Below are 23,647 nucleotides of genomic sequence, written 5' to 3' on the forward strand. Positions count from 1 at the left end.
GTATATTGCAATATTAAATTATAAAAATTTGAATTTTATTCAACGAATTATAAAATTATTACTGTTTTTTATCCCATTACTTAGCCTAAGTCAAGAGTTTACTATTTCTGGTCGTGTACTAGATATTGACAACAACCCTGTGTCCTACGCTAATGTAATACTAATGACCAATGACTCAACTATTGTTAAAGGTGTTTCCTCTAATGATAAGGGAGCTTTTAGTTTTTTTGATATAGAGAGTGATACTTATCTCATTAAAACGAGCTTTATTGGTTACAAAGACAATATTATAACTATTGTAGTAGATGGAGATCTTGTTCTTGAAGATCTAATTTTAGAAGAAAAACAAGAATCTTTAGATGAAATTACACTTACCTATAAAAAGCCAACAGTAAAAAAAGAAGCTGATAGAGTCGTTTTTAATATTGAAAACTCTGCATTAACTGAAGGTAATATGCTTCAGGTTTTAAAAAGTACACCAGGAGTTTTGGTATTAGACAACAACTTATTGGTTAAAAACACAGAGCCAACGGTTTATATAAACGACAGAAAGGTGCATTTAACAGCTGCAGAGCTAAGTCAATTACTTGAAGGTGCATCGGCAAATAGCATAAAAGCTGTAGAAGTTATTACAAATCCTTCGGCAAAATATGATGCTGAAAGTGGAGCTGTTATAAATATTGTAATGAGTAAAAACCTTATTACAGGTTATAGAGGCAATGTGTTTGCTAATTATACTCAAGGTGTTTTTCCTAGATATAATGCAGGAACAAGCCACTTTTTTAAATCTGAAAAAATAAACTTCTCTGCAAACTACAGTTATACGCAGAATAAAATTAATAGAAACAATAGGGAAGAAGTTAATTTTTTAGATGATAACTTAGATATTGAAGAGACTTGGAAATCTCAACTTAATCGAAACACATGGTCAAAAACCCATAATTTCAACTTCAATTTTGATTATAATATCAATGAAAAAAACACGTTGAGTTTATCTTCTACAGTACTTTGGTTGCCTGATTTTAAGTATAAGATAAGCAACCTTACCAATGCTTTTGATAATACTGAAAGCTTAATGTTTTATTATGATTCCAACAGTTTATCATCAGATGAAAAGCATAATATTGGATTGGATTTAGACTATACTCATTTATTTAAAAACCCTGGAGAAAAGTTGTCTTTAAATGCACATTATACCAACTATGATTACAATAGGTTACAAGATGTGTTGAGTAATTATTACAATGCTGACGATTCTTTTATTGAATCAACAAGTTATAACACAAACAACAACCAAGAGACTGAAATTTTTACTTCAAAAGCTGACTATACATTACCAATTAGTGATTCTTCTCTTTTTGAAGCAGGAGCAAAGACTTCGTTTATAAACACCAATAGCGATATTACACAATACGATATTGTAGGAGGTAGTGAAGTTTTAAACCCAGAAAACACTGATGCGTTTGATTATGAAGAGGCTATTTTAGCAGCTTATATAAACTATTCTCAAGATTGGGAAAAGTTTAGTTTAGCTCTTGGGTTAAGAGCAGAACAAACCAATGTTACAGGAATTTCTATAAGTAATAACGAAACTAACAAACAAGACTATTTAGAGTGGTTTCCAACAACAAGTATAAACTATATAATGTCTGACAACCTTAGTTTTTATACTAATTACAAACGAAGCATTCAAAGACCAGATTACGAAAGTTTAAATCCGTTTCACTTCTTCATTAATGACAATACAGTTTATTTAGGAAATCCTTCTCTTAGACCAGTTATCGATAATTATGTAGATGCAGGATTTACTTTAAACGACAGCTATACTATTCAAGCCTATTATAAGAAATCAAAAAACAACATTTATGAGTTACCAATACAGGATAACGAAACCAATTTAGTATCGTATGTTCCTGTTAACTTTGACAACACTGTTGAGTATGGTTTTGATTTTATTCTTAGCTCTTATATTACCGAAAGATGGTTTTTATACGGAGTATTTTCAGTTTACAATATTGAAGATACAGAAACGTTTGATACTGAGGTTTTAAAACGAGATATATGGTCCACGTATAGTGTTTTACAAAATGATTTTACCTTTTTAAAAGACAAAACGCTCAACCTTAACTTAACCATGTATTGGGTTGGAAAAAATCTTCAAGGACTTAGAGAGGTTGATGGACGCTTAGCTTCAAATTTGTCAATTTCGAAGTCTGTTTTCAATAAAAAAGGAGTCATTTCACTTTCAGCTGAAGATTTGTTTAACCGACAAGATTTTACTGATAGATCACGTTACTTAAACCAAAACAGTAAACTTTTTACTGATGTTGATAACCGTTATATTAAAATAGGGTTTAGATACATGTTTGGAAACACTAACCTAAGCTCTAACTCAAGAACCAGTAACCTCCAAGAGCGTAACAGATTGCAGTCTGAAAGCAATTAGTCTTGCCATTCGGCAATAAATAAGTTGGTATCACGACCACCTCCATTATTTCGGTTTGAAGAAAATGCTAAATATTTTCCATCATTTGAAAACACAGGAAACGCATCAAATGTTTCGCCATGAGTAATGCGTTTAAGGTTTTTACCATCAAGATCAATCATGTATAAATTAAAAGGAAATCCGCGTTCAGCTTCAAAGTTTGAAGAGAACAACACTTTTTCTCCACTAGGATGAAAAAACGGACTCCAGTTGGCATTTCCTAAACTAGTTAGTTGACGTAAATCACTTCCATCAGCATTACAAATGTACAGTTCCATTTCAGTAGGTTCTACTAAACCTTCTGCTAAAAGCGCTTTGTATTCTTTAATTTCTTCTTCGGTTTTTGGTCTTGATGAACGGAAGATCAATTTAGTCCCATCAGGAGAGAAGAAAGCACCTCCATCATAACCCAATTCGTTGGTAATTTGTTTAACATCAGTTCCGTCAATATTCATGGTGTATAATTCTAAATCACCACTTCTAGTAGATGTAAATACAATTTTATCGCCTTTAGGAGACACTGTTGGCTCAGCATCATAACCAATTTCGTTGGTCAATTGCTTTACAATATTTCCATCTAAATCAGCTACAAAAATGTCGTAACTGTCATAAATTGGCCAAATGTACTTTCCGTTTTTACGCAAAGGTGTTTCTGGGCATTCTTCACCACCCAAATGTGTTGAAGCATAAATAATATGTTTGTTATCAGGAAGAAAATAAGAGCATGTTGTTCTACCTTTTCCAGTACTTACCATTTTAGGCGCAATACTATCAGTAAACGTGTCTGTTGCATTCATTAAAAACATTTGATCGCAACCTACATTCCAACCTTTATTGTTAGATTGAAATACCAATTGCTTGTCGTCAAAACTCCAATAGGCTTCAGCATTATCACCTCCAAAAGTTACTTGACGAAGGGATTTAAAATGTGTTTCTTCAGGATATATTAAAGACTCTTTTTGCTCCTTTTCAACAGCAACAGTTGTATCTTGTGTGTTGTTAGTAGTGGTTTTGTTTTCGTTTTTACAACCTAAAAGGGCTAAAGCTAAAATTGAAAGTAATGTGTATTTCATACTATTATTGACTAAATTTGCTCAAAAATAAGATTATTATCATGAAGAGAATATCGCTACTAGTTTTTTTTGTATCGCTATTAGGTTGCAAACAAACCGAAACATTAAGCAGTAAAATTAAGGATGATGTTACTTTTTTGGCTGATGATGCGCTTGAAGGAAGACAAACAGGAACCGATGGTGAAAAAGCTGCAGCTGAATATATTGCTCAAAGGTTTGAAGATTTAGGACTTACAGCAAAAGGTACCGAAGGGTTTTACCAAGCGTTTTCTTTTAAACCAAAAACAGATCCTCACCAAGAAGTTAATTACATTGTTAAGGATGGAGACAGCTCTATAACAGGAACTAATGTTATTGGGTTTTTAGACAATAAAGCAGAGAATACTATTATTATTGGAGCACATTATGACCATTTAGGGTATGGTGCAGAAGGATCGTTATACAGAGGAGAAACTAATGAGATTCATAATGGAGCAGACGACAACGCAAGTGGTGTAGCAGTGTTGCTTGATTTGGCTAGAAAACTTAAAAGCGCAAATACAGGAAACAACTATTTGTTTATGGCGTTTTCGGGTGAAGAAATGGGATTGTTAGGGTCTAATTACTTTACAAAAAACCCGACAATAGACTTACAAAAAGCCAATTACATGCTAAACATGGATATGGTTGGTAGACTAAAGCAAGATAGTACGCTTGCGGTTTATGGTGTTGGTACGTCTCCTATTTTAAAGCAAGTTGTAAAAGCAAACAACTCTAAATTTAAAATCATTGAAAATGAATCTGGTGTTGGTCCAAGCGACCACACCTCTTTTTATAATAATGATATTCCTGTGCTGCATTTTTTTACAGGTCAGCATGAAGACTACCATAAACCAGGTGACGATACTGAAAAGTTGAATTTTGAAGGTATGGAAACCATTTCAAGCTATATTTTTGATATTATTTCAGACCTTGATGATAACGGAAAGTTAGCCTTTAGAAAAACTAAAAATGAAAGTGAAGAAACACCACGATTTAAGGTTGGCTTAGGTGTAATTCCTGATTATTTGTTTGATGGAGAAGGTATGCGAATAGATGGTGTTAGCGAAGATAAACCAGCGCAAAAAGCAGGGCTTCAAAAAGGTGATATTGTTATACAATTAGGGGATAGCTTGGTAACAGATATGATGAGTTATATGCGAGCTTTGTCAAGTTTTAACTCAGGTGATAAAACCAAAGTGACTGTAAAAAGAGGAGGGGATAAAGTAGAAGCAGAAATAGAGTTTTAGTATGGTAAAAATAGGTGATATAGAACTTCCAGATTTTCCATTGTTGTTAGCACCAATGGAAGATGTAAGCGATCCTCCGTTTAGAGCGTTATGCAAAGAACAAGGAGCAGATGTGGTATATACAGAGTTTGTATCTAGCGAAGGGTTAATTCGTAATGCAGCTAAGAGCGTTATGAAACTCGATATTTATGAAAAAGAACGTCCTGTTGGTATTCAAATATTTGGCGCCAATTTAGATAGCATGCTTCAAACTATTGATATTGTTGAAAAATCTAACCCAGACATTATTGACATCAACTTTGGTTGTCCTGTAAAAAAAGTAGTAAGTAAAGGAGCTGGAGCAGGTATTTTAAAAGATGTTTGCCTTATGGAAAGCTTAACTGCCGAAATGGTTAAACGCACCAATTTACCAGTTACAGTAAAAACCAGATTGGGTTGGGATCACGACTCTATAAAAATTGTTGAAGTTGCTGAGCGTCTTCAGGATGTTGGTTGTAAAGCCATTTCTATTCATGGTCGTACAAGAGCACAAATGTATAAAGGAAATGCAGATTGGAAACCTATAGCTCAGGTAAAAAACAATCCAAGAATGCACATTCCTGTATTTGGAAATGGAGATGTAAACTCTCCTGAACGTGCTATGGAAATGAGAGACGATTACGGATTGGATGGTTGTATGATTGGTAGAGCTACTATTGGAAACCCATGGTTTTTTAAGCAAGTAAAACACTTTTTTAAAACAGGAGAACATTTAGCACCAATTAGTTTAGAGGAGCGCGTAGATGCTGCAAGACGTCATTTGCAAATGTCAATAGACTGGAAAGGGGAGAAGTTAGGTGTCTTTGAAACCAGACGTCATTATACCAACTATTTTAAAGGTATTCCAAACTTTAAGGAGTATAGAACCAAAATGGTAACTAGCGACGACCCTAAAGATGTATTTGATACCTTTGATGAAGTATTAGATAAGTTTGCTGACTACCAGTTTGTGTAACTTTTTTAACTTCTTAAAAATTATTTACCAGCGCTTTATTTATTCTGCTAGACGCAAGTTTTGAAGCCAATATTCCTAAAACAGTTATAGTAACTAGCACTATTACAAAATTGATAGGTTTTATAGCGACAGGATAAGGTAACGAAGGAGTTAACATGACAAGCTCAAAAAGATATTGAAACAGCACAATTAAAAAGCCAATAACTAAACCAAGAATACCTCCTAAAACAGTCATTAAACTACCTTGAAGAAAGAATACATTTTTAATTTGTGATACATCAACCCCAAGGTTAAATAAAGTATTTAACGATTCTTTTTTGTCTAAAATCATCATGATTAATGCACCAATAACATTAAATAAGGCTATAATGATTACTAAAGTAAAAATAAGATATACAGCCATATTTTCGGTATTGAGCATTTTGTTGAGAGAATCGTTAAGCTCATTTCGATTTTTAATTTGAAAACGATTTCCAAAAGCAGCAGTTAAAGCATCTCTAACAGCAGCTTCACTAGCATTTTCAGTAAGTTTAAGCTCAATACTACTAATTTGATTATCGTTATAATTCATAAGGTATTTAGCAGTGTTTAAATTGGAATACACATACTCATTGTCTAAATCTTCATTAATGTGAAACACGCCTGTGTTTACAGCATTTATAGAGTTAAATGCACCTCTTACTGAGCTTATTTGTCCTTTACCTGGCTTAGGAACATAAATAGTAAGACTTTTACCATAATCTAAAACACCAAAAGACAATGTATTTGAAATTCCCCAACCAGAAACAATTTGGTTACTATCGGTTAACCAAGAACCACTTACAACCATAGTATCAATAGACGTTACACGCGTGTAATTAGCATCAACACCTTTTATATTTGCGAGTTTTCGTTTTCCGTCAAATTCAAGAATAACGCGTTCTTCAATGGTCTTTGAGTAGTATTTAATATCTGAAATATCAGAAAGTGCTAAGGAATCTTTTTCAAAAAACACAAACGATTTTCCTTCAACAGGAGTCAATTTTAAATCAGGATCGACAAACGAAGAAAATTCAAGGCTAAAGTTTTTTAAACCCGCAAAACCAGAAAGCACAATAAATAATGCAGCTGAGGCTATAACAATACCTGAAGCCGCAATAACGGTCATAATATTTATAGCGTTGTTACTGCTTTTAGAAAACAGATAACGTTTAGCTATATATAAAGAAACATTCAATTATGACTTTTTTCTTTTATTAAGAAGGTCTGGGTTGCTAATAGGGTTTTCTTTACCTTTAAGAGACTTTTCAATTTGGTCAATATATTCCAAAGAGTCATCAATAAAAAATTCTAAACTAGGCATTCTTCGTAATTGATTTTTGGTACGTTGTGCTAGTTCGTGCCTAATTAATGGTGTGTTTGAGCGAATGCCTTTTAAAAGTTCCTCGCCTTTATCATTAGGAAAAATGCTTAAGTAAACTTTTGCAATAGATAAATCTACAGTAACCGAAACTTTGGTTACTGAAATGATAACACCTCTAAGACCACCTTTAGTTGCTGCACCTTGAAGCACATCTACTAAATCTTCTTGTAAAACGCCACTTATCTTTTTTTGTCTGTTGCTTTCCATGATGCAAAAATAGTTGATATTTAAGGATTATTTTATTTTTGAATACACAAAATTTATGCCTTAGGCACAAAACACCTTAAAAATGAACAAAATAGAGCATATTGGTATTGCAGTAAAAAACCTTGACGAGTCCAACAAACTGTTTTCAAGCTTGTTTGGAGAAGCACATTATAAAATAGAAGACGTTTTAAGCGAAGGCGTAAGAACCTCATTTTTTAAATCAGGACCTAATAAAATAGAGTTGCTTGAAGCGACCAACAGCGATAGTCCTATTGCAAAATTTATAGAGAAAAAAGGAGAGGGAATTCATCATATAGCTTTTGCGGTAGACGATATAAAGTCAGAAATTGAACGCTTAAAGACAGAAGGCTTCATAGTTTTAAACGAAGAACCGAAACGAGGAGCCGACAATAAATGGGTTGCGTTTTTGCATCCTAAATCTACAAATGGTGTTTTAATTGAGTTGTGCCAAGACATAAAGGATTAAAAATTCTTGTAGAGTATTAAAATAAGTAGTAATATTGCACACTCTTTTTTAGAAGAGATTAATAATTAGCGTTAAGCTAATGGGTCCTATAACTCAGTTGGTTAGAGTATCTGACTCATAATCAGAAAGTCCCTGGTTCGAGCCCAGGTGGGACCACAAAACAAACCGTTTCAAATCATTGAAGCGGTTTTTTGGTTTTAACAATTACCATATTATAAGAGACGTTTATACAAAGCAACACTTAAATTAAAATATATTTTTAGTTGCTAGATACTTACCTATTTTTTGTAGATTGAGCCTTTGTAAACCAAATGTCCATTTCAAACAAATTTCACTTTGAATTTTAGCCTTAATAGAATTATTCGTTACCTACCTTTTAAAAGAAATGCAATAATTTTTGCTTTAGTGCTAATAACAGCAATCTATTTTGTTAAAATGGAGTTCTTCATCGAGGACACCAATATTGCTTTATATCTTAAGCTGTTTGCGTGGGTAATTGGAACGTTTATATTGATTTTAATTGGTATAGGTTTTTTATACACGTTGGTTTGCTACCTGTATTTTGTCATCAATAAGAAAACTATTATTCCTAAAATTGATATAGGATTAGATGGTAACATAAAAGGAGTTGCAGGACAAGTACCTGTTTTAATTTCTTTACCGAAAGCCATACTTCCGTTGTTGGGTTATATCAAAATAAAGATAGAATTTGAAAATGGAAAACTCTCTGACACTGTAGTCATCAATAAATTTTCTCAAGGGTTTGAAAAACTATTGCCAAAAGAAGGTTCAACTTTAATTTGCTTACCAGACAGAAAGCAATATCACGTTAAAGGGTTTGTTATTAGTTTTATTGACTATTTGCAGTTTTTCCGTTTTACAACGTATAAAAAATCAAAAAACGCATTTTACCTTCATTCTTCTGAAATTGAACTTTCCGTTGATGATATTAACCCTTCAAAAACTAAGGAAGAAAAAGAAAAAATAAAAACGTCTCGTAAAATACAAGGTGATTATCTCAACTATAAAGATTTTGAAGTTGGAGATGATGTTCGCCGAATTGTCTGGAAAATTTTTGCTAAAAATAGAGAGCTTGTCATTAGAACGCCTGAGGTTATAAACCCTTACGCGTCTCACATCAAATTTTACACAAGTTTTTATAACGTTTTATCTAAAGATCTTACTTCGGCATATGCGATTAGTATGCTCAATTATTACAAAGATATTGTGTACAACATTTGCTTAAACATTAAGAAAAAAGACAGAAAAGTAGAATTCAATATTGACCAGGCTGTAAACGAATTTATTTCGGTAAGCGAGAATGATCGTGTTGGGTTTCAGTTAAGTTCGGCAAGTTGGCAAAACAACTTTTCGGTAAACGAACTGAAAGCCTCTGGAGAATCTATAATATGTGTGTCGACCTTAATTAGCTTAGATGAGCTTACTAATTTAATTGAAAAAGGAACTTCAAACATTGTTATTGTAAAAGCATCTCGACATTTAGACCATCAAAACGTGTTTAATTTCAAAAACCTATTTTTAAGACAAGATCAAAAAAGCGAACTTAACAAGCTAGCTTGGATATTTTCGGCAACACGAAAAAAACTAAAAAAGAACGAAGAAGGTATAGAAAAATTAGTGTCTAACTCTAATTTTACAGGACAGATTATATGAGAAAAATAGACTACAAAGAACTTACACTTGGGTTACTGTTTTTAATCCTTCCTACGATACTTATAATGTATCCGTTGCTCGATTTTCTGTCAGAGTACTACTCATTGCTTTTTGTCAACAAGCATGTATTAATTGGTGTGTTTTCAGCAGGAATTATCACAGCATATTTATTACATAAAACCAAAATTCGATTTCTAATTATTTTTGGTTTACTACTGCTCATTATTAATATTCTTTACAGCTCTATTAGTGCATCGTCCTTTAATGAGTTTGATGCCTATTATGTGGCAAATCGGTTTAAAATAAACACCAGTATTTTTGTGTTTGGATGGTTTTCGGGCTTTGCAATATCACGTTGGAGATATTATTTAATAGTGTTTTCAATACTATTAACAACACTGTCAGTCATTCTCATTTCAGATATGGAAATGTCTAACGTAAACGAAATGATATGGCTTGTTGCACCAACTGTACTCTACTTGTTTTACGTACTGTTTGTAAAAGAATTACTTAAAACTATTCAAAAGCAAGAAAAAACCAATTACGTTATGGTGGTTGGAAGAATTTTGTTGTTTTCGTTAATAGCGTTGTTTTTGTTTTGGTCAACAATACAGTTATTAGACTCAAAGATTGACCATATTCAAAACGAGATTACACAAGGTCAAAGTGATGAAAGCGATGAAGAAGATTCTGATGGAGAAAACGAGAACAAAGACAAAAAAGATTCTGATAAAAGTAATTCTAATACTAGATTTAATTTAGATGATTATTTAGGACTTAGAGATCGATTAAATGTTTCGCAAGAACTGTTGTTTTGTGCTAATATTGATAACTTTATCAATCCTACAACACCAAATCCACAGTACATTACGCTGTATCATTTAAATCAGTACAATCCAACTTTAGAGCAATTTGAAGTTGATCCAGACAGTATTGTTCGCGATTTATTTTTACCAAACCCAACAAAAATTCCTCAATATTTCACTCAGGTAAACGATTCTGTATTGGTTTATGATAAAATGGAACTTGCTACCAAAGAGGTAAAAAGCACCATTTATATTGCTGGTCTTAGTCCTGAGGTTTTTGTGGCTCCAAGTACAGCTTATGCATGTCAACCAATTTCAATTGAAGAAGAGTTTAAAAAAGACTATAAGTTTGCTTACAATGTGTTTTCTGAAGTATCAGAACTTAACAGCGCTTATTTTGTTTACAATACTGAAGACGAGTCGATTATTAATTATCAAGAAAACCGTTATCGCACCTTAAGACGCGCTAAAAGTTATGAAGGCGAAAACGAACGGTTTATGGACTATTATACCGAAGTTCCAGAAGGCGAGCTCTATAATAAAATAGGTCATTTGGCAGATAGTCTTACCAAAGGAGACAATACAACTATTGATAAAATATTAAGCATTCGCAATTATTTCTTATCAAAAGATGAAAAAGGAGATCCTTTATACGTCTACACTTTAACACCAGGAAAACCAACAGACCCAAACATTCCTAACGCAAGTATGTTAGATGAATTTATGTTCAACACACATAGAGGCTATTGTACTTATTTTGCAACGTCATCATTGTTTATGTTGCGATCTTTAGGAATACCAACACGTGTAGCTGTTGGATTTATGACTGTTGATAGAAGTCACAAAACTCCAGGTTGGTATTGGTTTTATGGAGATCAAGGTCATGCTTGGACGCAAGTTTATATACCAGAATACGGTTGGCTAGATTTTGACATGACAGTAAGTAATACAGATGCTGAACAATCGCCACAACCTGATGGTACACCTCCAACGCCTCCAACAAAAGAAACTTATGTTGGTAAAGGTGTAATTACCGAAGTAGATACCCTAAGCAAAACAATGCAAGTTCGTGTTGATAAAATGATTATTAACGATAATGGTATTGCTCTAGACAGCACCAATCTTTTAGACATGTCGTTTGACGTTAACCAAGCCAAAGTGTTTGCTGGTGAACAACCAATTGCTTTAAAAAACGTAAAACTTGGTGACACAGCTGTAATGGTGTCTTTTGATTATAAATTGGGACGAATTCGAAAAAAATACAATGGCGAGACTATTGAAAATTACATGAAACTTTTTCCAGACCCAATTACAATTATGGAAGTTCATGTTCCTAAAATTGAAGAAGAAAAACTAGACGACGCTACTAAAGAAGAGGAAGATAGTGCAATGAAAACCATAACAGATTGGTCAATTTATGTGCTTGCTGCAATCCTGTTAATATTATTGGTGTTAATGTTGCTGCCAATATGTTATTACTTGTGGTTGTCTAAAAAAGCTAAAAATCACAGTTCTATTACAAAGCTATCTGAAGCCAATTATAAAAACGCCCACTTTATACTTAATCAAATGGGTATTCCAAGAGACCACCAAACACCCATGGTTTATGCACGAGATGTCGTTGACCCTAAGTTTGGAACTCACTTTGAGGCTTTTGTTAAAACCTATCAAAAACTAAAATATAGCGAAGACCAGCTTACTAATGCTGAGGTTGATTTAATTAAAGAATTTCATTCTGATTTTAATCAAAAAGTGTTTTCAAAGTATAGTAAGTCGCAGCGCTTTTTCAATTTTATTAAACCAAACAAATGGATTCACTATATGCTGAATCTTAATCTAAAAAAATAGTGTATTATTATGAGTCAAGACCTAGAACATACAAGCCCAAACCACACGCAAACCATTGCTGAAGATACCTCTGGAAAAAATATAGATGTATTAATTGAAAACATTGGCAAGGTTGTAAAAGGACATAGAGAGCAGATTATTCAAATTATCACTTGCCTTATTGCTAAAGGGCATATTTTGTTAGAAGATAATCCAGGTTCTGGTAAAACGGTTATGGCAAAAACCTTAGCACATTCGTTGTCTGGTGAGCAAGCACATTCCGATTTTAAACGTATTCAGTTTACTCCAGATTTGTTACCAATGGACTTGATTGGGTCGCATTTATACGATGAAAGTAACAAAGACTTCATTTTCAAGAAAGGACCTTTATTCTGTAATATTTTATTAGCAGACGAAATTAACCGAGCATCACCAAAAGTACAGTCGGCTTTATTAGAGTGTATGGCAGAAAATCAAATTTCTATTGGAGATCAAACTTATAAGCTCGAAGACCTATTTTTTGTAATAGCTACACAAAACCCAATTGAAATGGAAGGAACGTATCCTTTGCCAAATGCGCAATTGGACCGTTTTTTTATGAAGATTAGTTTTGGGTACGTAAGCGAAGACATAGAGTTAGAAATCTATAAAAAGCAATTAGAAATACAGCGATCGCAAGATGCTGTTGAAGCAGTGTTGAATATGAAAGATATTTTAGCACTTCGCAGTAAAGCAGAAGAAGTTCATGTTGACGACGAAATTATTAAGAGCATAAATAACATTGTTAGAGGAACGAGAGAACATTCAGGAATTATTTTAGGCGCATCAGTTAGATCTGGAATTATTCTTTTAAAATGTTTGAGAGCTTATGCTGTAATTCATAAACGAAACTATGTAATTGAAGATGATTTGGCAGCTTTGGTAAAACCAGTACTTCAGCATAGATTATTATTTAAAAACCTTAGTGCTGAAGGTAGTGCTATTGACAGTATAGTAAAAACTGAAATTTCGCGTTTGTCAAGACTTAATTTAAAAAAGTAATTTGTGAATAGTACAAGCACTAAAATACGCTTAACTTTTATTTGCTTCTTTTTGGGGTTAATGACGCTCTTTGCGCAACGCATTGAAATTGACCGATTGGAACGAGAGTTTAGAGGAAGTTATAGTGGTCGTAAAGCCTATGAGCTTTCACAAAAAATGATTCAGTTAGATAGTACGTACTATGTTGGACATTTTTTTGAAGCAAACTACAGGTACGACAGAGCTTCGGATAAAAGAGGATATGAGTCGGCAATAAAGTCGCTTGTAAAAGCTGTTGAGCTGCTTGAAAAAGATTTTTATAGAGAACTAAGACGAACTACTGATATTAGAACATATATTGATCGTTATCAATACCAAAGAAAGTATGCAATTCTCATTTATTACTTGTCAAAAAGTTATGAATATATAGATAAACCTGGAGAAGCGATTAAGGCGGTTAAACGACTTCAAAAACGCGACTTTGTATTCAATTTCGGTATTAATCCGTATAGTAATATTTCATGGATTTACTTGCGCAACAGGATGTACAGTCCAGAAAAGTATCCGTTTTTAAAATCTACAATTGAAGAAAATCTTCAACTAGCATCTCAATATGCCGATTCTATTAAAGACAGTGACAAAAACAACCAATGGTTTATAAATACTTATTGGCCAGATTATGGGAATGGAGCGTTGCTGAGTTATTATCATTACAAAAACATTATTTACTCCCATCAACTTAAAACAGATTCTGCCGAATATTTCAGTAAACAATTAGAAAGATACGATAGGTTGTCGTATAACAACTATGGTAATCTTCAGTTTATACAAGCAAAGTATGACGAAGCCGAAGAAAGCTACGAAAAAGCACGTAAAAACGATAACTACGAAGAGAAAAGCGTAAAAGAGTTTGACTATATGCAATCTGCTATCAAGATTTTTAAAAACGATTTATCTGCTGCAAAAACAATTATTGATAGGTCTATTAAATATCTTGGTCCATCTCCTGGTTTTGGGTGGAATAATATTGCATTAAGTAGAGCTTATTATTATTCAGGAGATTTAAAAAAGTCTAAAGAATTTCGTGATAAAGCAGCAAACTTTAAAGAAATACACGTTAACAGTACTTGGGGAGAAGTGTCGTATAATCGTAACACGCTTTTATTTAAATATTTGTACCATAAAAAGTCTATAAAAGAGCTAAAGTTTAGAGACAAAGGTTATTGGTATAAACCTAAAACGCTCTACGAGATTTCAAAACATCACTTTAAACAAGAAAATGCGCATTTGTTGTTAACAAGTGAATTATCTGCAGATCCTGAACGGTTTATAGGTTATTACAATTTATTTGCTTCTGAAAACAACTTGTTTTTTGATGAGATTTGGGAGCTCATAAAGTATTTTAATCCTGAGTACTTCATCAATATATTTGAGAAAAAATTACAAGAAGACGAGCGTGAAAACGTGCACAAATACTTCAACTATTTTATAGGACAATTTCATTTAGAAGATGGAGAATATGACTTAGCGATTGAAAAACTTGAAGGCGTTTTAAAAGACGAGCATCTTAATGCTACTAATGAAAAACTACTGATAGCTAGAGTACATGAAGCATTAAGTAAAGCCTATCTTGAAAAGGATAATATAGCCTTCGCGAATGAGCATTTGTTAGCGTTTTATATGAATTTTCCTCAGTTAGTGCCTTATTCGGAGCTTGAAATGAAGTTTAATTTAAAGATAGTCAATACAAGTTTAACACCAGAACAGGAGGCTATAGTTGAGGAACTTAAAGACAGCAATATTGAATGGGTTGAAAATGATTTAAGTTGGCCTACTTTAAAAATTAATATTACTGAAAAAGACAATGAACCTACAGTAGATTATGAAGTCTTAATTGATAACGACACAAAGTTTGAAGGTAGTTTAGAGTTAAAATCTATTGAAAACCCAGGACAGTTATTAGCTTTTAAAGCTTTTGGTATCAACCTAGAATAGTTAAAAAACCACAGCCTTTATCTTCTTCCAAAGATGTTTTAAGGCAAAAGCAGATACAAGCGCAACAAAAGTTAAAATAGTAGCTTTTGTGTATTGTCCATAAATCCAATAACCTGTTGCAAACAACACGCTATATATTGTAACACATCCAACAATTGTTGCTAAAACTCCTGAAGGCACATTCCATTCTTGTTTGTTAAGGTTGAGGTCAACACCTTGGTCTTGTGCTTTTTTGACAGTGTGTTTCCAACCTGGTCCACCAGGTTGTATTTTTTTGTAAAATGAAAACAGAGTGTCGTCTTTTTCAGGCTTAGTTAAAAAAGTAACTAGCAACCAAACTCCTGTTGTTACTATAACAATAAAAGGATAAGTCATCCAACTAGGCATTAAGCCAATAGTATTTTCATTGCCAAATAACCAAGCAGATAGTGCAATTGATTTTGAATTCAGCAACAAAGAAATAATCCCAGAAACAAACATTGCCGAAATTTCACTCCACGCATTAATGCGCCACCAAAACCAACGAAGTATAAAGATTAATCCTGTGCCAGCACCAAACATTAGTATAATATTGAATAGCTGAAGCGCATTGTTAAGCAACAAAGCAAGTATAGCAGAAACAGCCATTAGAATAACTGTTGATATTCTTCCAACATTTACCAATTCTTTTTGAGAAGCATTTTTGTTAACACGTTGCACATAAAAATCATTAACTATATAAGATGAACCCCAATTAAGATGCGTAGAAATAGTTGACATATAAGCTGCAATTAACGAGGTAAGTACAACGCCTAAAAGTCCACTAGGTAATTTGGTTAACATTGCAGAATATGCAATATCATGACCTAATTTATCATCAGTAATATTTGGAAAGGCATCTTTAAGGCTTATTAAATCAGGATAAATAACTATTGAGCAAAGCGCTACAATTATCCAAGGCCAAGGACGTAATGCATAATGAAGTATGTTAAAGAAAAACGTTGCACCAATAGCATGGTTTTCGTTTTTGGCAGCCAACATTCGTTGCGCAATATAACCACCACCACCAGGTTCAGCTCCAGGATACCAAGCGCTCCACCATTGTACAGCTATTGGAATAATTAAAAGCGTAATAAGCGCTTCTTTATTATTGAAATCAGGTAAAATGTTTAGTTTAGAGGCTACAGTTTCGTTCTCAATAAGTACGCTTAAACCACCTATTTCAGGCAAGTTTACACAGTAGTACGCTGCACCAATTCCGCCACACATTGCTACAAAAAACAAGATGAAATCGGTGTAAACCACGCCTTTAAATCCACCAACAGCACTAAAAATAACTGTTACAGCACCAGCAATACCTACAGTTTGTAATGCAGTAAGCCCAAGCATAACTTGCCCTATTTTTATAGCAGCCAATGTAACCGCTGCCATGGCAAGAATGTTAAAAATAACACCAAGATAAATAGCTCTAAAAGAGCGTAAAAACCTTGCAGGTTTGCCACCATATCTAAATTCGTAAAACTCAATATCTGTTGATACTCCTGATTTTCGCCATAATTTAGCATACACAAAAACAGTTAGTAAGCCAGTAATTAAAAATGCCCACCAAACCCAGTTTCCAGACACGCCATTAGTTCTAACAATATCAGTAACAAGGTTTGGAGTATCTGTTGAAAATGTAGTCGCTACCATTGAAACGCCAAGTAACCACCAAGGCATAGTACGACCCGAAAGAAAATATTCAGCTGGATTTTGACCTGATTTTTTTGATACCATAAAGCCAATACCCAAGGTAATTGCGAAAAACCCAAAAATAAAAACGTAATCTATTGTGCTTAAATTTATCATGTACTGATTTGTATTAAATTTAATTATCGTGAAATTTAGATTAAAATATCAAGAATGAGAATTTTTAGTAGTAGTTTCTAATAAAATGATATTTAAAAAAGTCTTTAAATTAAGTTTAAAAACACATGTTGTCATGTGAAAAATGTAGTTTGTGGAAAATTGAAGCCTTTTTCTTACAAGAAATATTGTTTTCTGTTAAGATTGTAAATAATGAAACTGCTTTTATAAAAAATACGTATATATTAAAAATTATTGATAAAGCTCCAAATAACAATAAGTTAATGAAGTTTTAAACTTAGATTTTGTTTTAAAATAAGTTAATTATATTATATTTGAGTGCTATTAAAGTAAGTGAAAAATATATCTTTTGGCGATGCATTTCGTCGATGATTTTTGCATTTTAAAGAATGTTTGTTGGGATTTTATTTTGTTAACTCGCTTTTTTTTATACATTTACAACTTAAATTAAAATATGCTGTTAATAATAACAGTATATGTGTTCAAGTTTGAATACTTTTATTTAGAAGCGATTAAAAATTTTGTTGACACTATAGTTTTATAAATCATTACTTTTAAAATAAGGGTTAATAACTTACTTTTTATACATTAAAAGTAAAAAATGGGAATACAAAACAGGAAAATTTTAGCCTCAATCTTATTTGTATTAATAAGTTTTGTATGCAACGCTCAAGTAGATGGAACACCTCCTCCTCCAATCCCTCCACCTCCTCCAGGACTTCCTATTAATGGTGGTATTGCTTTTCTGGTAGCTATAGGTTTATTTTATGGAATAAAAAAGAAAATAAAGTAATTACTCTTGCTTTAACTCGTGAAGCCTAGTTATATATTTGCCTAAAACATCAAACTCTAAGTTTACTGTATCACCAACCTCTATTTGTTTGAAAGTTGTATGTTCATAAGTGTAAGGAATAATTGCAACACTAAATTCATTTTTTTTAGAGTTTACAACCGTTAAACTAACGCCATTAACAGTAATAGAACCTTTTTCTATTGTAATGTTGTTAAGTGAATCGTCATACTTAAAAGAAAATAACCAGCTTCCGTTTTGCGATTCTTTAAAAGTACAAACTGCTGTTTGGTCAACATGACCCTGAACAATATGACCATCTAGTCTATCACCAAGTTTCATTGCTCTTTCAAGGTTAACACCTTCGTTTAATTTTAAACCACCAAGATTAGTTTTTGCTAATGTTTCTCTTATAGCAACAACGGTATGTTCATTATTGCCAATGCTTGTTACGGTTAAGCATATTCCGTTATGAGATACACTTTGGTCTATTTTAAGTTCAGATGAAATATTACTTTTTACTGTAAGAACTAGGTTTTCATCTTCATGGCTTAACTTGGTAACGGTACCTATTTCTTCAATAATTCCTGTAAACATAATGTCGAATAAATGGTTAAATTTGTAACTGTAAAAATACACACTAAGAAAGTATTTTAATGAAAAAAGAAGAAAAAATTACAGTAGGAATTTCTATAGGAGACTTAAACGGTATTGGGCCAGAAATCACATTAAAAGCATTTGAAGACTCTCGAATGCTTGATTTTTGTACGCCAGTTGTTTTTGCTTCAGTAAAAGTGATGTCCTTTTTTAAAAAACATTTCAATAGTAGTATAAACTTTCATGGTATAAATAATTTAGACCAAATAGTTGAAGGTAAAGTAAATGTCTTTAATACATGGAAAGATAATGTCAATATTGAGTTTGGTAAGGAAGACCCAAAAATTGGGCAATTTGCTATAAGGTCTTTAGAGGCTGCTGCATCTGCACTTAAAAGTGATAAAATAAACGTTTTGGTTACAGCACCTATTAATAAGCATAATATACAATCTGATAAGTTCAAATTTCCTGGACACACAGATTATCTAGCTAAAGTTATAGGTGGCAAAAGCCTCATGTTTATGGTAACCGATTCGTTAAAAGTAGGCTTGCTTACAGATCATGTTCCTGTAAAAGATGTGCCAAATCATATTACGCCACAACTTATCGAAGACAAAATACATACGGTTTATACCTCACTTAAAAAAGACTTCAGAATTAATAGACCAAAAATTGCAGTTCTAGCAATAAACCCTCACGCAGGAGACAATGGCGTTATTGGAAATGAAGATGATAAAGTGCTTGGACCAACACTACAAAAAATTAAAGCATCAGGAAAATTGGTTTTTGGACCATATTCAGCCGATAGCTTTTTTGGTTCAGGCAACTATAAAGGGTTTGATGCTGTGGTAGCTTCCTATCATGATCAAGGATTAATTCCTTTTAAAACTATTGCCTTTGGAAATGGTGTAAACTTTACTGCTGGCTTAACTAAAATAAGGACATCGCCAGATCATGGGACAGCTTATGAAATAGCAGGAAAAGGTATTGCAGACGAAAGTTCTTTTAAAGAAGCCATCTTTACAGCATTAAAAATATTTAAGAATAGAACTGAATATAACGAGCTTTCAAAAAACCCATTAAAAAAAGCGCCAAAAAAGATATAAACAAAAATTGTTTATAACATCGGCTACTTAATAAAAAATTTATATATTTGCAGGCTCAAAATGAATGTGGATATGAAGTTGTTAAAAGAGTATACAATCCCTTTTGTAGGATTAAAGCTAGGGAAACATCATTTTGATTATCAAATTGATAAAAAGTTCTTTGAGCATTTTGAGTATGATGAGTTTAATGATGTTAACGTAAAAGCAGAATTGCTTTTTGAAAAAAAAACAACCTTTTTAGAATTACATTTTAAAATAAAAGGAGACGTTAACGTTAATTGTGATGTGTCAAATGAGCCTTATAACCAAAAGGTAAAAGGTACTTTTGATTTAGTTGTAAAGTTTGGCGAAGAGTATAATGACGAGCATTTAGATGTGCTTATTATTCCTCATGGCGAATACGAAATCAATATTTCACAATACATCTATGAACTAATAGTATTATCAGTTCCAGCAAAAAGGGTTCACCCAGGAGTTGAAGATGGTACACTAGAGTCAGAAATGCTTAAAAAGTTAGAAGAATTAAGCCCTAAAGCTGAAGAAAATAAAACCCAATCAGAGGAAATTGATCCTCGTTGGAATACATTAAAAAAACTATTAACGGATAAATAATATAGAAAATGGCACATCCTAAGAGAAAGATTTCTAAAACTAGAAGAGATAAAAGGAGAACACATTATAAGGCATCAGTGCCTCATATTGCAACATGCCCTACAACAGGAGAAGCTCATCTTTACCATAGAGCTCACTGGCACGAAGGTAAATTGTATTACAGAGGTCAAGTACTTATAGATAATTCTGAAAAAGAAGAAAATTTAGCATAACTATTATGCGCGCATACAATAAAACGCTCTAAACAGAGCGTTTTTTTTATGATTAATTTTTGAAAGTCTTAAAAACAACTTAATTTGCATAATATTTGACCAAAAAAGTGGTGATTTTATACAAAAGTTACTTGTTTTTGACACTTTTACCACCTTTTTTGAGATAACTAATTAATAAGCAATGAGTAAAATCACAGCAGCAATAACAGCTGTAGGAGCTTTTGTGCCTGAGTTTGTACTATCAAATAAAGTCTTAGAGACTATGGTAGATACAAATGATGAATGGATAACAACCAGAACAGGTATAAAAGAACGCAGAATACTTAAAAAAGAAGGCGAAGGCACTTCTTACCTTGCAGTTAAAGCAGCAGAAAACTTAATAGAAAAAAAGCAAATCGATCCTAAAGAAATCGATTTGGTAATTGTTGCTACAGCTACACCAGATATGCCTGTAGCATCTACAGCAGTTTATACAGCCACTAAAATAGGAGCTACCAATGCCTTTGCATACGATTTGCAGGCTGCATGCTCAAGTTTTCTTTACGGTTTGTCAACAGCATCTAGCTATATAGAATCAGGAAGATATAAAAAAGTGCTACTTATAGGAGCAGATAAAATGTCTTCAATTATAGACTATACTGATAGAGCTACATGTATTATTTTTGGTGATGGAGCAGGAGCTGTGCTTTTGGAGCCTAATGCCGAAGGCTTAGGTTTTCAAGATGAATACTTAAGAAGTGATGGCTCAGGAAGAGAGTTTCTTAAAATAGAAGCAGGAGGTTCAATATTACCTCCAAATGAAGAGACTGTAAAAAACAAACAACATTTTGTACACCAAGATGGTAGAACAGTGTTTAAGTTTGCTGTATCTAATATGGCTGATGTTTGCGAAAAAATAATGCAAAGAAACAACCTAACACATGATGATGTGTCTTGGTTAGTGCCACATCAAGCTAATATGCGAATCATAGACGCTACAGCAAGTAGAATGAATTTAGAAGATTCTAAAGTACTTAAAAACATTCATAGATATGGTAATACAACATCTGCAACATTACCATTACTATTAAGTGATTTCGAAGACAAACTAAAAAAAGGAGACAATTTAATTTTTGCTGCTTTTGGAGGTGGATTCACTTGGGGATCAATATATTTAAAATGGGCATATAATTCCTAACTAATAAAACCAATTTAATTAACTAATCTAATTTATTATGGATATAAAGGAAATTCAAAACTTAATCAAATTTGTTGCCAAGTCTGGAGCAAGCGAGGTTAAATTAGAAATGGACGATATAAAAATCACCATTAAAACAGGAAGTGACGATAAAGGAGAAGCAACAACCATTGTACAACAAATTCCAATGGCTCAAACACCAGTTGCTCAACCAGCAGCAGTTGCTGCAGCTGAAGTTGTAGCATCAACTCCTGTTGCACCAGCAGCTTCAAATGAAGATTCAAAATATGTAACTATAAAGTCTCCAATAATTGGAACATTTTACCGCAAGCCTTCACCAGACAAGCCTGTTTTTGTTGAGGTAGGAAGCACTATTAAAGAAGGTGATGTATTGTGTGTTATTGAAGCGATGAAATTATTTAACGAAATTGAATCTGAAATTTCAGGAAAAATCGTAAAAGTACTAGTGGACGATGCATCACCAGTTGAGTTCGATCAACCATTATTTTTAGTAGATCCATCATAATTCGAAGTTTAAAGTTTACAGTTAAAAGTTCAAAACTATTTTAGCTAGAACTCTAAACACATAAACCATAAACTTTTAAACTCATCTAGTTATGTTTAAAAAAATACTGATAGCCAATAGAGGAGAAATAGCACTTCGTGTTATTAGAACCTGTAAAGAAATGGGCATTAAAACGGTAGCTGTTTACTCTACGGCAGATGCTGATAGTTTACATGTAAAGTTTGCTGACGAAGCCGTTTGTATTGGTCCTGCACCAAGTACAGAGTCTTACCTAAAAATGTCTAATATAATTGCCGCAGCCGAAATTACTAACGCTGACGCAATTCATCCTGGATACGGATTCTTATCTGAGAATGCTAAGTTTTCTAAAATCTGTGAAGAGCATAATATAAAATTTATTGGGGCCTCAGCTGAAATGATCTCTAAAATGGGAGATAAAGCAACAGCTAAAGCTACAATGAAAGCTGCAGGAGTACCATGTGTACCAGGTAGTGAAGGTATTATTGCCGATTTTGAAGAATGTGAAAAACTTGCAAAAGAAGTAGGTTACCCAGTAATGCTTAAAGCAACTGCTGGTGGTGGAGGAAAAGGAATGCGTGCTGTATGGAAACCAGAAAACCTTAAAGCAGCATGGGAATCAGCTAGACAAGAAAGTAAAGCAGCCTTTGGAAATGACGATATGTATATGGAAAAGCTTATTGAAGAGCCAAGACATATCGAAATTCAAGTTGTTGGTGACTCTCGTGGAAAAGCATGTCATTTATCTGAAAGAGATTGCTCGGTACAACGTCGTCATCAAAAATTAACCGAAGAAGTACCATCGCCTTTTATGACTGATGCACTTCGTAAAAAAATGGGTGAAGCAGCTGTAAAAGCAGCAGAATTCATAAAATACGAAGGCGCAGGAACTGTAGAGTTTCTTGTAGATAAACATAGAAACTTCTATTTCATGGAAATGAATACTCGTATTCAAGTTGAGCACCCAATTACTGAACAAGTTATTGATTTCGATTTAATACGCGAACAAATTTTAGTAGCAGCAGGTGTGCCAATTTCTGGTAAAAACTACACGCCAAATCTACACTCAATTGAATGTAGAATTAATGCTGAAGATCCATTTAACGACTTTAGACCATCTCCAGGTAGAATAACTACATTACACGCTCCAGGAGGTCATGGTGTGCGTTTAGATACTCATGTTTATGCAGGTTATAGTATTCCGCCAAATTACGATTCTATGATCGCTAAGTTGATTACTACTGCTCAAACAAGAGAAGAAGCGATTAATAAAATGAAACGTGCTCTAGACGAGTTTGTTATTGAAGGTATTAAAACTACAATACCTTTCCACAGACAACTTATGGAACATCCTGATTATTTAGCAGGAAACTATACCACTAAGTTTATGGAAGATTTTGTAATGGAAAAACAAGTTGAAGAATAAATAATAGAACTCCGAATGAAAATTCGGAGTTTTTTTATGGTGTTCCTTTTGCTATTTCATGCGCAAAAGTCAGGCTATTCACTATATCTTTTTTCTTCGT

At 33.1% G+C, this 23,647-nt stretch carries 20 protein-coding genes and 1 tRNA gene; 16 read left to right on the forward strand and 5 right to left on the reverse strand.

Annotation, left to right across the window (positions count from 1 at the left end):
- Nucleotides 1-28: 28 nt before the first annotated feature.
- Nucleotides 29-2,446, forward strand: coding sequence for an outer membrane beta-barrel family protein (locus tag OD803_RS04300; RefSeq protein WP_262732479.1), 2,418 nt, complete (start codon nucleotides 29-31; stop codon nucleotides 2,444-2,446).
- Here the strand turns inward: OD803_RS04300 and OD803_RS04305 are convergent.
- Nucleotides 2,443-3,558 carry a TolB family protein gene (locus tag OD803_RS04305; protein WP_262732480.1) on the reverse strand — a complete coding sequence of 372 codons (1,116 nt, stop codon included), beginning with the start codon at nucleotides 3,556-3,558 and terminating at the stop codon, nucleotides 2,443-2,445. The two genes, OD803_RS04300 and OD803_RS04305, sit on opposite strands and share 4 nt — an antisense overlap.
- A 41-nt stretch (nucleotides 3,559-3,599) precedes the next feature.
- Here OD803_RS04305 and OD803_RS04310 point away from each other — a divergent pair, with 41 nt between their 5' ends.
- Together OD803_RS04310 and dusB are read left to right on the forward strand one after the other, a co-directional pair.
- Nucleotides 3,600-4,826, forward strand: coding sequence for a M28 family peptidase (locus OD803_RS04310; protein ID WP_262732481.1), 1,227 nt, complete (start codon nucleotides 3,600-3,602; stop codon nucleotides 4,824-4,826).
- Between the two features lies 1 nt (nucleotide 4,827).
- Nucleotides 4,828-5,820, forward strand: coding sequence for a tRNA dihydrouridine synthase DusB (gene dusB / locus OD803_RS04315; protein WP_129759822.1), 993 nt, complete (start codon nucleotides 4,828-4,830; stop codon nucleotides 5,818-5,820).
- 13 nt (nucleotides 5,821-5,833) lie between these two features.
- On the opposite strand, the gene OD803_RS04320 is transcribed toward dusB, so the two are convergent.
- Nucleotides 5,834-7,036, reverse strand: coding sequence for an ABC transporter permease (locus tag OD803_RS04320; RefSeq protein WP_262732482.1), 1,203 nt, complete (start codon nucleotides 7,034-7,036; stop codon nucleotides 5,834-5,836).
- Entirely contained in the window at nucleotides 7,037-7,429 is a 393-nt protein-coding gene (rbfA, locus tag OD803_RS04325) for a 30S ribosome-binding factor RbfA (RefSeq protein ID WP_129759824.1), read from the reverse strand.
- Between the two features lie 82 nt (nucleotides 7,430-7,511).
- On the opposite strand from rbfA, the gene mce reads away from it, so the two are divergent.
- The 6 genes from mce (at nucleotide 7,512) to OD803_RS04355 (ending at nucleotide 15,238) form a co-directional block, all read left to right on the forward strand.
- Nucleotides 7,512-7,916, forward strand: coding sequence for a methylmalonyl-CoA epimerase (mce, locus tag OD803_RS04330; protein ID WP_129759825.1), 405 nt, complete (start codon nucleotides 7,512-7,514; stop codon nucleotides 7,914-7,916).
- 82 nt (nucleotides 7,917-7,998) lie between these two features.
- Nucleotides 7,999-8,072, forward strand: a tRNA-Ile gene (locus OD803_RS04335).
- Between the two features lie 279 nt (nucleotides 8,073-8,351).
- Entirely contained in the window at nucleotides 8,352-9,590 is a 1,239-nt protein-coding gene (locus OD803_RS04340) for a DUF58 domain-containing protein (RefSeq protein ID WP_262732483.1), read from the forward strand.
- Complete coding sequence (locus tag OD803_RS04345; protein WP_262732484.1) at nucleotides 9,587-12,244, forward strand: transglutaminase-like domain-containing protein; 2,658 nt, start codon at nucleotides 9,587-9,589, stop codon at nucleotides 12,242-12,244. Before OD803_RS04340 ends, OD803_RS04345 begins: the two co-directional genes overlap by 4 nt.
- Before the next feature lie 9 nt (nucleotides 12,245-12,253).
- A complete protein-coding gene (locus OD803_RS04350; protein WP_262732485.1) occupies nucleotides 12,254-13,264 on the forward strand; it encodes an AAA family ATPase in 1,011 nt (336 codons plus the stop codon).
- A 3-nt stretch (nucleotides 13,265-13,267) separates the two neighbouring features.
- On the forward strand, nucleotides 13,268-15,238 hold the full coding sequence (locus OD803_RS04355; RefSeq protein ID WP_262732486.1) for a hypothetical protein: 1,971 nt from the start codon (nucleotides 13,268-13,270) through the stop codon (nucleotides 15,236-15,238).
- On the opposite strand, the gene OD803_RS04360 is transcribed toward OD803_RS04355, so the two are convergent.
- Complete coding sequence (locus tag OD803_RS04360; protein WP_262732487.1) at nucleotides 15,239-17,065, reverse strand: sodium:solute symporter family protein; 1,827 nt, start codon at nucleotides 17,063-17,065, stop codon at nucleotides 15,239-15,241. It lies immediately after the preceding gene.
- A gap of 619 nt (nucleotides 17,066-17,684) precedes the next feature.
- Between OD803_RS04360 and OD803_RS04365 the strand changes: the two genes are divergently transcribed.
- Entirely contained in the window at nucleotides 17,685-17,876 is a 192-nt protein-coding gene (locus tag OD803_RS04365) for a PID-CTERM protein-sorting domain-containing protein (RefSeq protein WP_262732488.1), read from the forward strand.
- Here the strand turns inward: OD803_RS04365 and OD803_RS04370 are convergent, their stop codons facing one another.
- Entirely contained in the window at nucleotides 17,877-18,470 is a 594-nt protein-coding gene (locus tag OD803_RS04370) for a riboflavin synthase (RefSeq protein ID WP_134198307.1), read from the reverse strand.
- Nucleotides 18,471-18,529: 59 nt separating this feature from the next.
- Here OD803_RS04370 and pdxA point away from each other — a divergent pair, with 59 nt between their 5' ends.
- From pdxA to accC, 6 genes are all read left to right on the forward strand, one after another.
- The gene (pdxA, locus tag OD803_RS04375; protein ID WP_134198306.1) at nucleotides 18,530-19,576 is read left to right on the forward strand and encodes a 4-hydroxythreonine-4-phosphate dehydrogenase PdxA; all 1,047 of its coding nucleotides are present in this window, start codon (nucleotides 18,530-18,532) and stop codon (nucleotides 19,574-19,576) included.
- 72 nt (nucleotides 19,577-19,648) lie between these two features.
- Nucleotides 19,649-20,188 carry a YceD family protein gene (locus OD803_RS04380; RefSeq protein WP_262732489.1) on the forward strand — a complete coding sequence of 180 codons (540 nt, stop codon included), beginning with the start codon at nucleotides 19,649-19,651 and terminating at the stop codon, nucleotides 20,186-20,188.
- 8 nt (nucleotides 20,189-20,196) lie between these two features.
- The gene (gene rpmF, locus OD803_RS04385) at nucleotides 20,197-20,400 is read left to right on the forward strand and encodes a 50S ribosomal protein L32 (RefSeq protein WP_129759835.1); all 204 of its coding nucleotides are present in this window, start codon (nucleotides 20,197-20,199) and stop codon (nucleotides 20,398-20,400) included.
- A gap of 181 nt (nucleotides 20,401-20,581) precedes the next feature.
- A complete protein-coding gene (locus tag OD803_RS04390; RefSeq protein WP_131506427.1) occupies nucleotides 20,582-21,577 on the forward strand; it encodes a beta-ketoacyl-ACP synthase III in 996 nt (331 codons plus the stop codon).
- Between the two features lie 37 nt (nucleotides 21,578-21,614).
- Nucleotides 21,615-22,103, forward strand: a complete 489-nt coding sequence (gene accB, locus OD803_RS04395) for an acetyl-CoA carboxylase biotin carboxyl carrier protein (protein WP_131506428.1) — start codon at nucleotides 21,615-21,617, stop codon at nucleotides 22,101-22,103.
- A 91-nt stretch (nucleotides 22,104-22,194) separates the two neighbouring features.
- On the forward strand, nucleotides 22,195-23,547 hold the full coding sequence (accC, locus tag OD803_RS04400; protein ID WP_131506429.1) for an acetyl-CoA carboxylase biotin carboxylase subunit: 1,353 nt from the start codon (nucleotides 22,195-22,197) through the stop codon (nucleotides 23,545-23,547).
- Nucleotides 23,548-23,647: the final 100 nt, after the last annotated feature.

This window comes from Gaetbulibacter sp. NE (genome assembly GCF_025548475.1).
Taxonomy (GTDB): Bacteria; Bacteroidota; Bacteroidia; order Flavobacteriales; family Flavobacteriaceae; genus Gaetbulibacter_B; species Gaetbulibacter_B jejuensis.